At 68.1% G+C, this 10566-nt stretch carries 11 protein-coding genes; 8 read left to right on the forward strand and 3 right to left on the reverse strand.

All coding sequences use genetic code 11. The annotated features are described in order from the left end of the window. Positions 1 to 10: 10 nt before the first annotated feature. Positions 11 to 508: an NUDIX domain-containing protein gene (locus AC3WOE_RS29045; protein WP_492695725.1), complete on the reverse strand. Its 498-nt coding sequence runs from the start codon at positions 506 to 508 to the stop codon at positions 11 to 13. Between the two features lie 86 nt (positions 509 to 594). Between AC3WOE_RS29045 and AC3WOE_RS29050 the strand changes: the two genes are divergently transcribed. The 7 genes from AC3WOE_RS29050 to AC3WOE_RS29080 all read left to right on the forward strand — a co-directional run bounded on the left by AC3WOE_RS29050 (position 595) and on the right by AC3WOE_RS29080 (position 7773). Then, positions 595 to 1710: a Re/Si-specific NAD(P)(+) transhydrogenase subunit alpha gene (locus AC3WOE_RS29050; protein WP_492695727.1), complete on the forward strand. Its 1116-nt coding sequence runs from the start codon at positions 595 to 597 to the stop codon at positions 1708 to 1710. 2 nt (positions 1711 to 1712) lie between these two features. Beyond that, on the forward strand, positions 1713 to 2033 hold the full coding sequence (locus AC3WOE_RS29055) for an NAD(P) transhydrogenase subunit alpha part 2 (protein WP_492695729.1): 321 nt from the start codon (positions 1713 to 1715) through the stop codon (positions 2031 to 2033). Then, a complete protein-coding gene (locus AC3WOE_RS29060) occupies positions 2030 to 3505 on the forward strand; it encodes an NAD(P)(+) transhydrogenase (Re/Si-specific) subunit beta (RefSeq protein ID WP_492695731.1) in 1476 nt (491 codons plus the stop codon). The genes AC3WOE_RS29055 and AC3WOE_RS29060 overlap by 4 nt, the downstream gene beginning before the upstream one ends. 99 nt (positions 3506 to 3604) lie before the next feature. Then, positions 3605 to 5275, forward strand: a complete 1671-nt coding sequence (locus tag AC3WOE_RS29065) for a long-chain-fatty-acid--CoA ligase (protein WP_492695733.1) — start codon at positions 3605 to 3607, stop codon at positions 5273 to 5275. Positions 5276 to 5329: 54 nt separating this feature from the next. Continuing rightward, positions 5330 to 5863, forward strand: a complete 534-nt coding sequence (locus AC3WOE_RS29070; RefSeq protein ID WP_492695735.1) for a hypothetical protein — start codon at positions 5330 to 5332, stop codon at positions 5861 to 5863. Between the two features lie 36 nt (positions 5864 to 5899). Beyond that, the gene (locus AC3WOE_RS29075) at positions 5900 to 6613 is read left to right on the forward strand and encodes a 16S rRNA (uracil(1498)-N(3))-methyltransferase (RefSeq protein ID WP_492695737.1); all 714 of its coding nucleotides are present in this window, start codon (positions 5900 to 5902) and stop codon (positions 6611 to 6613) included. Further along, complete coding sequence (locus tag AC3WOE_RS29080; protein WP_492695740.1) at positions 6610 to 7773, forward strand: MFS transporter; 1164 nt, start codon at positions 6610 to 6612, stop codon at positions 7771 to 7773. The genes AC3WOE_RS29075 and AC3WOE_RS29080 overlap by 4 nt, the downstream gene beginning before the upstream one ends. Here AC3WOE_RS29080 and AC3WOE_RS29085 read toward each other — a convergent pair. Together AC3WOE_RS29085 and AC3WOE_RS29090 are read right to left on the reverse strand one after the other, a co-directional pair. After that, entirely contained in the window at positions 7755 to 8267 is a 513-nt protein-coding gene (locus AC3WOE_RS29085) for a hypothetical protein (RefSeq protein WP_492695742.1), read from the reverse strand. The genes AC3WOE_RS29080 and AC3WOE_RS29085 overlap by 19 nt on opposite strands. Next, positions 8254 to 9531, reverse strand: coding sequence for a THUMP domain-containing class I SAM-dependent RNA methyltransferase (locus tag AC3WOE_RS29090; RefSeq protein WP_492695744.1), 1278 nt, complete (start codon positions 9529 to 9531; stop codon positions 8254 to 8256). Before AC3WOE_RS29090 ends, AC3WOE_RS29085 begins: the two co-directional genes overlap by 14 nt. 47 nt (positions 9532 to 9578) lie before the next feature. Between AC3WOE_RS29090 and AC3WOE_RS29095 the strand changes: the two genes are divergently transcribed. Next, positions 9579 to 10439, forward strand: coding sequence for an alpha/beta hydrolase (locus AC3WOE_RS29095; protein ID WP_492695746.1), 861 nt, complete (start codon positions 9579 to 9581; stop codon positions 10437 to 10439). Positions 10440 to 10566 lie beyond the last annotated feature (127 nt).

Here is a 10566-nt window from a genome sequence, read left to right on the forward strand (position 1 = left end):
AGATCCGGTGTCAGGCGTTGACCCAGGGCTGGGCCAGCGAGGGATGGGCGAAGACAGTATCCAGCGGCAGCCGGCGGCCGGCCGCGTGGTCCTCGACACAGGCCAGCACCAGCGGGCTGCGGTGGCGGTCGGCGCAGGCGCGGATCTCGTCCAGGCTCAGCCATAGCGTGCGGCGTATGCCCTGGTCCAGGGTGCGGCCGGCGATTTCCTCGCCCACTGCACCACTGAAGGCCAGTCGAACATAGGTCACATCCTCTAAACGTGCCGGGCGGACAAAGCGGGCCAGGTAGACGCCGAGGAAGGCCTCGGGCTGGAAGGCCCGCATGGTCTCCTCCAGCGTTTCGCGCACGACGGCCTGAATCGGGCTTTCGGCCTGCTCCAGATGTCCCGCGGGGTTGTTCAGCCTCAGGCCCTCGGGTGTGTCTTCTTCGACCAATAAGTAGTGGTCTTCCCGTGCAATCACGGCGGCGACAGTCACGCTGGGGCGAAACCGGTCTGTGGCAGTCATGAAACCTCCCATCGAAATCCCGCACGGGACTGGCCCATCCATTGTGTAAGCTGCCGCGCACCCTTTGCCCCCCGACAGGAGCTTCCATGCAGATCGGCGTACCGCGCGAACGCGCGGCCGGAGAGACCCGCGTGGCCGTCACGCCCGAGACGGCCAAGAAGCTGAAGGCCGCCGGCCACACGCTGCGCATCGAGAGCGGCGCCGGCGTCGCCGCCAGCGTCACCGATGCCGCCTACGAGGCCGTGGGCTGCGAGATCGTCGACCAGGCCGCCGCCCTCGGCAGCGAGCTGGTGCTGAAGGTGCGCGCACCTGGCGCCGACGAGCTGCCGCTGATGAAATCGGGCGCCGCCCTGGTCGGCATGCTCAACCCCTTCGACCGCGACGGGCTCACCGCCATGGCCGGTGCGGGCCTGACGAGCTTTGCCCTCGAGGCCGCGCCGCGCACGACGCGGGCCCAGAGCATGGACGTGCTGTCCAGCCAGGCCAATATCGCCGGCTACAAGGCCGTGATGATCGCGGCCGACCGCTACCAGCGCTTCTTCCCCATGCTGATGACGGCGGCCGGCACCGTGAAGGCGGCGCGCGTCGTCATCCTCGGCGTCGGCGTCGCGGGCCTGCAGGCGATTGCCACGGCCAAGCGCCTGGGTGCCGTCATCGAGGCCAGCGATGTGCGGCCGTCGGTGAAGGAGCAGGTCGAGTCCCTCGGCGGCAAGTTCATCGACGTGCCCTACGAGACGGCCGAGGAGAAGGAAGCAGCGGAAGGCGTCGGCGGCTATGCCCGCCCCATGCCGCAGAGCTGGCTGGACCGCCAGAAGGCCGAGGTCGCCAAGCGCGTCGCGGCGGCCGACGTCGTCATCACGACGGCCCTGATCCCCGGTCGCGCCGCCCCGGTGCTGGTCACCGAGGACATGGTCAAGGCCATGAAGCCCGGCTCTGTCATCGTCGACATCGCGGCCCCCGCCGGCGGCAACTGCCCGCTGACCGAGGCCGGCAAGACTGTCACCAAGCACGGCGTCGTCATCATCGGCGAGACCAATCTGCCGGCGCTCGTCGCGGCCGATGCGTCGGCGCTGTATGCCCGCAATGTGCTGGACTTCCTGAAGCTCGTCATCTCCAAGGAGGGCACGTTCAACGTGCCGCTGGATGACGACATCGTCGCGGCCTGCCGCGTGACCCAAGACGGTCAAGTGACCCGGAGCTGAGCATGGATGTCGTCGACCACACCATCATCAATCTCATCATCTTCGTGCTGGCCATCTACGTGGGCTACCACGTGGTCTGGACGGTCACGCCGGCCCTGCACACGCCGCTGATGGCCGTCACCAACGCCATCTCGGCCATCGTCATCGTCGGCGCCATGCTGGCCGCGGCCATGACCGAGACGCCCTTCGCCAAGGGCATGGGCGTGCTGGCCGTGGCCCTGGCCGCGGTCAACATCTTCGGCGGCTTCCTCGTCACGCGACGGATGCTGGAGATGTTCAAAAAGAAGGAAAAGAAGGCACCGGTCGCGGAGGGCAAGCCATGAGCATGAATCTCGTCACGCTGCTCTATCTGATCGCCAGCGTCTGTTTCATCCAGGCGCTCAAGGGCCTGTCGCATCCGACAACGTCCATCCGCGGCAATCTCTTCGGCATGACCGGCATGGCCATCGCGGCCCTCACGACGGCGGCCCTCATCGTCAAGCTGGCTGGCTCGGGCGTCGGCCTGACCTGGGTGCTGCTGGGCCTGGTCGTCGGCGGCGGCTTTGGCGCCTGGAAGGCCAAGACGGTCGAAATGACCAAGATGCCCGAACTGGTGGCCTTCTTCCACAGCATGATCGGCTTGGCCGCCGTGGCCATCGCGGTCGCGGCCGTCGCCGAGCCGGCGGCCTTCGGCATCACGCCGGCCATGGACGCCGCGCTGGCGGCCATCGCGCCGGAAGACGGTGTCGCCCCGCGCACGCTGGCGCCCATTCCGGGCGGCAACCGCATCGAGCTGGCCCTGGGTGCCTTCATCGGCGCCATCACCTTCACCGGTTCCGTCATCGCCTGGGGCAAGCTGTCGGGCGGCAGCAAGTTCCGCTTGTTCCAGGGCGCGCCGGTGGTCTTCAAGGGCCAACATGCGCTGAACGCGGTGCTGGGCCTGGCGGCGGCCTTCTTCATCTTCGGTTTCTGGCACAGCCAGAGCGCCATGGACTTCGGCCTGGTCATCGCCCTGGGCTTCGTGCTGGGCGTGACGCTGATCATCCCCATCGGCGGCGCCGACATGCCGGTCGTCGTGTCCATGCTGAACAGCTATTCCGGCTGGGCGGCGGCGGGCATCGGCTTCTCGCTGAACAACAGCATGCTGATCATCTCCGGCTCACTGGTGGGCAGCTCCGGCGCGATCCTGAGCTACATCATGTGCAAGGCGATGAACCGCAGCTTCTTCAACGTCATCCTGGGCGGCTTCGGCGGCGAGGTCGGCGGCCCGGCGGCGGGTGCGGCCCAGCAGCGCAACGTGAAGAGCGGCAGTGCCGACGACGCGGCCTTCGTGCTCGGCAATGCCGAAAGCGTCGTCATCGTGCCGGGCTACGGCCTGGCCGTGGCGCGCGCCCAGCATGCGGTGAAGGAACTGGCCGCCAAGCTCACCGAGAAGGGCATCACCGTCAAATACGCCATCCACCCGGTGGCCGGCCGCATGCCGGGCCACATGAACGTGCTGCTGGCCGAGGCCGAGGTGCCCTATGACCAGGTCTTCGAGATGGAAGACATCAACGGCGAGTTCGGCCAGGTCGACGTGGCCATCATCCTGGGCGCCAACGACGTCGTGAACCCGGCCGCCCACGTCAAGGGCAGCGCCATCTACGGCATGCCCATCCTGGAGGCCTACAAGGCCAAGACCATCATCGTCAACAAGCGCTCGATGGCGGCCGGCTATGCGGGCCTGGACAACGAACTCTTCTACATGGACAAGACCATGATGGTCTTCGGCGACGCCAAGAAGGTCGTGGAGGACATGCTCAAGGCCGTCGAATAGCCCTGCGGAAAGCGCTCCCTAGAGAGCGCTATCGAATCCCCTGACCCGTGGGCTGTCAGCCTTCGGTCAGAATCGCCGCAACAAAGAAGGAGACAAGGCATGGAGCCGATCTGGCTGAAGCATTACCCGGCCGCTGTGCCGCGCGACGTCAACGTGTCGCTCTACCCCAGCCTGGTCGACCTGCTGGACACCTCGTTCAAGAAGAACGCCGCCAAGCCCGCCTATCTGATGATGGGCAAGAGCGTCAGCTTTGCGCAGGTGGACGAGGCTTCGCGTGCGATGGCCGCCTATCTGCAGAGCCTGGGCCTGGAGAAGGGCGACCGCGTCGCCCTCATGATGCCCAACCTCTTCCAGTACCCGGTGGCCGTGGCCGCCGTGCTGAGGGCGGGCTATGTGGTCGTCAACGTCAACCCGCTGTACACGCCGCGCGAACTGGAGCACCAGCTCAAGGACTCGGGCGCCAAGGCCATCATCATCATCGAGAACTTCGCCTCGGTGCTGCAGCAGGTGGTGCGCAACGTGCCCACCAAGCACATCATCCTGGCGTCCATGGGCGACATGCTTGGCCTCAAGGGCCTGCTCGTCAACTACGTGGTCCGCAAGGTCAAGAAGATGGTGCCGGCCTTCGAGCTGCCGGGCGCCATCAAGTTCAACGACGCGCTGTCCAAGGGCCGCGGCCTGACCTACAAGGCGCCCAAGCTGGGCCCCGACGACATCGCCGTGCTGCAGTACACCGGCGGCACGACCGGCGTGTCCAAGGGCGCCGTGCTGCTGCACCGCAACCTGGTTGCCAACATCCTGCAAAGCGAGGCCTGGTACCAGCCGGCCCTGAAGAAGATCCCGGTCGGCGAGCAGGTCACGACCATCTGCGCGCTGCCGCTGTATCACATCTTCGGTTTCAACACGAACATGATGCTGTCCATGCACATGGGCGGCGCCAATGTGCTGATTCCGAACCCGCGCGACCTGCCGGCGGTGTTCAAGGAACTGGCCAACCACCGCTTCCACAGCTTCCCGGCCGTCAACACGCTGTTCATGGCCATGGCCAACCATGCCGACTTCGGCACGGTGGACTGGAGCCGCCTCGTCATCTCGGTGGGTGGCGGCATGGCCGTGCAGCAGGCCACGGCCAAGCTGTGGCTGGAAAAGACTGGCTGCCCCATCGTCGAGGGCTATGGCCTGTCCGAGACCTCGCCGTCGGCCAGCTGCAACCCGACCGACAGCACCGCCTACAGCGGCACCATCGGCCTGCCCATGCCGCTGACTGACCTGCAGCTGCTGGACGACGACGGCAACGAAGTGCCCATGGGCCAGCCGGGCGAGATCGCCATCAAGGGCCCGCAGGTCATGGCCGGCTACTGGCAGCGTCCGGACGAGACCGCCAAGGTCATGACGGCCAACGGCTATTTCCGCACCGGCGACATCGGCACCGTCGACGAACGCGGTTATTTCAAGATCGTCGACCGCAAGAAGGACATGATCCTGGTCAGCGGCTTCAATGTGTATCCGAACGAAGTCGAGGACGTCATCACCCAGATGCCCGGCGTGCTGGAATGCGCCGCCGTGGGCGTGCCGGACAGCAAGGCCGGCGAGGCGGTGAAGGTCGTCATCGTGAAGAAAGACCCGAATGTCACGGAAGCTGACGTTCGCGCCTATTGCGAAGCCAACCTGACGGGCTACAAACGTCCGAAGATCGTGGAGTTCCGTACCGAACTGCCCAAGACGCCGGTCGGCAAGATCCTGCGCAGGGAATTGCGGGACAAGAGCTGATGCTTTCCCATGGCCCGCGGGTGGTGAACCCGCCCGCAGGCGAGGTTCGATAACGTGCTCGATCTGCTGTATTCCAAAACCGATGCTGGCCGCGCCGAGATTCGCGCGCGGACCCTGCCGCTGTCGCGCACCGCGCGCAACCTGCTGCTTGTGCTGGACGCAAGCAAGCCGGGCAGCGAGTGGGTGCGCCTCGTCGCCGGTGCGAGCGAGGCCGATTTCGAGACCCTGCGCCAGCATGGCCTGATCGCGGCCCAGAACGCTGCCGGCCAACCCATGGCGACCCAACCGCCGGCGGCAGCGCCGGCCCCCGTGGCGACGGCACCTGCGCCGCTGGCTCCCGCGGCGCCGGCCCCGGCGGCGGCAGGTCATTCGCCGCTGCTGGACCGCGCGGCCCTGTACACCTATCTGAGCGGCGAGGCGACCAAGCTGCTCGGCCCGTTCAAGGGCTATGCCTTCGCCCTCGAGGTCGAACGCGCCGACAGTCTCGCCACCCTGCAGGGCCTGGCCCTGCAACTCGTCGAGCGCGTGCAGAAGGCCAAGGGCGAAGACGCCGCCCAGGCCGTGCGCGACGCCCTCGGCCTGCGCTGAGGGACACTCGCGGGCCTACCGCCTGCAGAGTCCGCCTTGCCCCGCTTCTTCGTCGACACCCCGCTCGCCGCGACCGATGGCGACATCGCCCTGCCGCCCGGCGCCGCCCGCCATGTGCAGGTGCTGCGTCTGCAGCCCGGTGATGCCTTGACCCTGTTCGACGGCAGCGGCCCGGAATGGCAGGCCGAGGTGACGGCCATGGGCCGCAGCGAGGTCAGGGTGAAGCTGCTTGCTGCCGAGCAGCCGCAGCGCGAACTGGCACTGCACATCACGCTGGCCGTCGTCATGCCGGCCAATGACCGCATGGACTTCCTGGTCGAGAAGGCCTCGGAACTCGGCGCCGCGGCCCTGCAGCCGCTGATGGGCGAGCGCTCGGTGCTGCGCCTGAACGGCGAACGCGCCGACAAGAAGCGCAGCCACTGGCAGGGCGTGGCCGTCGCCGCGGCCGAGCAATGCGGCCGCACCGTGCCGCTGCGCGTCGAGCCCGTTCTGCCCTTGGCGAATTGGCTCGCTTCGCTGCCACCTCGCGACGATGAGTGGCGCGGCCTGCTGAGCCCGCGCGCCGCCTCGCCGCTGGCCGGCTTTCCCCAGCAGCGTGCCCTCTTCCTCAGCGGCCCCGAGGGCGGCCTCAGCGACGCCGAAGAGGAGGCCGCCCGCGCCCGCGGCTTCGTGGCCATCACGCTGGGCCCGCGCATCTTGCGTGCCGACACCGCGCCGCTGGCCGTGCTCTCCTGGCTCGCCCTGTCTTGAACCGCAAGCTCGCCCTGCTGGTCCTGGTCCAGGGCCTGTTCCTGACCAACAACATCTGCTTCATGGCCATCAATGGCCTCGTCGGTCTGGCGCTGGCGCCGCGGCCGTGGATGGCCACCTTGCCCATCTGCGCCTACGTGGCCGGCGGCGCGCTGATGGCGCGCATGGTGGGCCGACACCAGCTGCGTTTCGGCCGCCGGCGTGCCTTCCAGATCGGTCTCGTCGTCGCCATGCTGTGCTGCGCCGTCGCGCTGTGGAGCGTGCTGCACTCGCAGTTCTGGGGTGTCGTGCTCGCGACGCTGGTGGCGGGCTACTACACGTCCAACGCGGCCCTCTACCGCTTCGCCGCGACCGAGATCGTCGCGCCCGAGAAGCGCGAGGCCGCCATCTCCTGGGTGCTGGGCGGGGGCTGCCTGGGCGCCATCGTCGGACCGGTCCTGGCGCGCGAAAGCAAGAACCTGCTGGTGGCGCCCTTTGCCGGCGCCTATCTGCTGCTGATAGGCGTCGCCGTTGTGGGCTTCCTGTTGATCTCGCTGATCGACTTCCCACCTCTGGCCCAGCCCGTGCCCGGTGCCGGCGGCCGCTCCAGCGCCGAGCTGGCGCGACAGCCCGTCTTCCTGGTCGCGCTGGCCGCGAGTGCGCTCGGTTATGGCGTCATGAACCTGCTGATGGCCGCCACGCCCATCGCCATGGGCCAGTGCGGCCTGCCCTTCGCAGACGCCACGACGGTGCTGCAGTGGCATGTGCTGGGCATGTTCGTGCCCAGTTTCTTCACCGGGCCGCTGATCAAGCGTGTCGGCGTGCTGCCCGTGATGGCGGTGGGCGTGTTGCTCAATCTCGGCTGCGTGGCCTTCGCGTTGTCGGGCCAGGACCTGGATCATTTCCTCGGCGCCCTGCTGCTGCTGGGCATCGGCTGGAACTTCCTCTACATCGGCGGCACGACGCTGTTCACCCAGGCCTATCGCCCCGAGGAGAAGACGCGCGCCCAGGGGCTGCTGGACACCGGCGTCTACGCGACCATGACGCTGACTTCGTTCTCGTCGGGCGCCCTGGTCACGACGGGCGGCTGGCAGTGGATGAACTGGGCCAGCCTGGTGCCCATCGCGCTGTGCGCGGCGGCGCTGGCCGCGCTGGCGCTGCTTCAGCGCCGATCGTGCTGAAGGTATTCGGCGGCCATTTGTTGGCCGACGAGGTCTGGCTTCAGGCGCGGCAGTGACTTGATGTCCAGGTCGCGCTGGGTCACGAACAGCGGCGTGCCGATGCGCAGGCCGTTGATGACGCCGCCGTCGCCCAGCGTGGGCAGCAGCGGGTAGACGCGCAGGCGCAGCACCAGCGTGCCGGCTTCGTCCTGGAAGAGGGCCGTTTCGATGAGCGTGTTGCAGCCCAGGTTGTCGGCCTGTTCGAGCAGGGCGGCGCCGGCCGCCGCCGGATCCGCCTGCACGGCCGGCATCGCCATCGAGACGATGCGCCGGTCGTCGACATCGAGGGCGTTGGCGACGGCGGTGTTGAAGTTCTGGTTCAGCGCGTCCCAGTCCGGGCCGCTCTCGCTGGGTGGATTGCGTCCCTGGCCGAAGACCAGGGTGCAGGGTGCGGCGGGCGCGGCGGCGGCGGCCAGCGCCAGCAGCGTCGCAGCGATCAGCTCACGCGGCTGCATCGCCTTCAGCCGGCTTGCGCGCCGAGCCCTTGACGAGGTCGAAGCGGAACAGCCGGCATTCGATGGGGCCGTTCCACATCGGCACGCGACGTGATTCCTTCAACCGCATCTTGTTGGGCAGCTTCATGTCGGGGCTGAGCATCCAGGCCGTCCAGCCGGCCGGGTTCTCGGTGTACTGGCGCTTCCAGTGTGCGGCCAGGCGGGGGAAGAAGTCATCCCCCGCATCGCGCTCCTCGCTGCCGCCGGCATCGCGCGTCATGGCCGCCTTGCCGCGCACCTCGATGCGCTCGCCGTAGGGGGGGTTCATGACGATGGCGCCGGCCATGCCCTCGGGCAGTTGCGGCGCGGGGCGCTCCAGCGCGTCGCCGCCGTTGAACTGGATGTACTGGGCGACGCCGGCTCGCTCGGCATTGCGGCGCGCGAAGTCAACCATGCGGAAGGCCACGTCGCTGGCGTAGATGGGCACGGCGGGCGGATGGATGCGGGCGCGCGCGGCCTGGGCCATCTCGCCCCACGCGGCCTTCAGCGCCGGCGTGGAGAAAGGGATCTGGCGCTCGAAGGCGAAGCGGCGCAGCAGGCCCGGCGCCGAATCGCAGGCGATCAGCGCGGCTTCGATGGGAATGGTGCCGGAGCCGCAGCAGGGGTCGTGCAGGGCCGACTCACCGCGCCAGCCGGCGGCGGCCAGCATGGCGGCGGCCAGCGTCTCCTTCAGCGGCGCATCGCCCTTGTCGACGCGCCAGCCGCGCTTGAACAGCGGTTCGCCCGAGGTGTCGACGTAGATCGCGGCGCGTTCGGGGCCGACGTGCAGCAGCACCGGCAGGTCGGGCGAGTGGGTGTCCACGCTGGGGCGCTCGCCGGTGTGCTCGCGCAGCTGGTCGCAGATGGCGTCCTTGATGCGCAGCGTCGTGAAGTTCAGGCTCTTCAGCGGCGAGCGCTGGGCGACGGTGTCGACGCGGAGGGTGTGCCGTGGCGTGATCCAGTCGCGCCAGTCGACGCGGCGGGCCAGGGCATAGAGGTCTTCCTCGTGGCGGTAGGGGCCTTCGATCAGCTCGACCAGCACGCGCTGCGCCAGGCGGCTCTCGAGATTGATGCGCAGCACGTCCTCGGCCGTGCCCAGCACGCCGCAGCCGCCACGCAGCACCTCGACCTTGCTGCGCACGCCGGGTGGCAGGAAGCGCTTGAGCTCCTCCTCCAGCAGCGGCTCGACGCCGCCGGCACAGGACACGAACAGGGAAAGTTTGTTGGGCAGGCTCACGGGCGGCATTGTCGCCGCCCTCTAAACTGACAGCGTTGCCATCCGTGCTGCCCGTCATGAAGCGATTCGTCCTGACTCTCGCCTTCCTGTTCACCGCCCTGCAGGCGCAGGCCCAGGCGGCCTATCCGCCGCACACGATTCCCAACACCCAGCTGCGCGCCCTGCCCAAGAACGCCGACGGCCGCACTTACCAGCTGCACGTCCACCTGCCGGGCTCTTTCGCCAAGGACCCCAAGCGCCGCTACCCGGTGCTCTACGTGACCGACGGCTACTGGGACTTCGCCACCGTCGTGGCCTCCTACAACAACCTGAACTACGACAAGGTCGTGCCGGAGTTCATCATCGTCGGCCTGGGCTATGCCGGCGACAACCTGGACTACGGCGAGCTGCGCAACTGGGAGTTGTCGCCGGTGCGCGTGAGCCCGCTGGCCTTGGGCACCGGCCATGCGGACCAATTCATTGCCGCGCTGGAGAAGGACATCTTCCCGCTGGTCGAGCGCGACTACCGGGGTGACCCGGCCCAGCGCTATCTGGCCGGCAGTTCGCTGGGCGGCCTGTTCACCCTGCATGCGATGTATGCCAAGCCCGATCTCTTCAAGGGCTATATCGCGGCCAGCCCGGCCGTGGTGGTGGGCGGCGACTGGATCATCGGCCAGGCCAAGGCCTATGCCGCGACGGGCAAGCCCATCAAGGCGCGTCTGTACGTGACAGGGGCCGAGAACGAATGGCCGGGCTTTCTGGCCGGCATCAAGCGCTACCAGGCCCTGCTGCCGGAGCTCAAGCACCCCGGCCTGGTGTTCGAGAACCGCACCATCGACGGCGAGCGGCATGCCGGCACCAAGGCCGAGAGTTACACGCGCGGCATGCGCTTCGTCTTCGAGCCGCTGGCGCCGGAGAAGGGCCCGTCCCGCGACTGAAGCCCCTCGTCCAGCCTTGCATGGCTGAACGCCAGCAAGTCTGACCGGTCCCCCCGAGCAACTGTGTTCGGTGTCAAGCCTCTGATGGAGACTGCAGATGCTTGACGGCATTCCAGGTCGCTTGATC

It is taken from the genome of Roseateles sp. FW305-36, from assembly GCF_058787015.1.

What these genes read in the sequence shown, in the direction of transcription:
- AC3WOE_RS29060 (WP_492695731.1), top strand. Translation starts at nt 2,030, where the DNA reads ATGAGCATGAATCTCGTCACGCTGCTCTATCTGATCGCCAGCGTCTGT.
- AC3WOE_RS29055 (WP_492695729.1), top strand. Translation starts at nt 1,713, where the DNA reads ATGGATGTCGTCGACCACACCATCATCAATCTCATCATCTTCGTGCTG.
- AC3WOE_RS29065 (WP_492695733.1), top strand. Translation starts at nt 3,605, where the DNA reads ATGGAGCCGATCTGGCTGAAGCATTACCCGGCCGCTGTGCCGCGCGAC.
- AC3WOE_RS29045 (WP_492695725.1), bottom strand. Translation starts at nt 508, where the DNA reads ATGACTGCCACAGACCGGTTTCGCCCCAGCGTGACTGTCGCCGCCGTG.
- AC3WOE_RS29095 (WP_492695746.1), top strand. Translation starts at nt 9,579, where the DNA reads ATGAAGCGATTCGTCCTGACTCTCGCCTTCCTGTTCACCGCCCTGCAG.
- AC3WOE_RS29090 (WP_492695744.1), bottom strand. Translation starts at nt 9,531, where the DNA reads ATGCCGCCCGTGAGCCTGCCCAACAAACTTTCCCTGTTCGTGTCCTGT.
- AC3WOE_RS29085 (WP_492695742.1), bottom strand. Translation starts at nt 8,267, where the DNA reads ATGCAGCCGCGTGAGCTGATCGCTGCGACGCTGCTGGCGCTGGCCGCC.
- AC3WOE_RS29050 (WP_492695727.1), top strand. Translation starts at nt 595, where the DNA reads ATGCAGATCGGCGTACCGCGCGAACGCGCGGCCGGAGAGACCCGCGTG.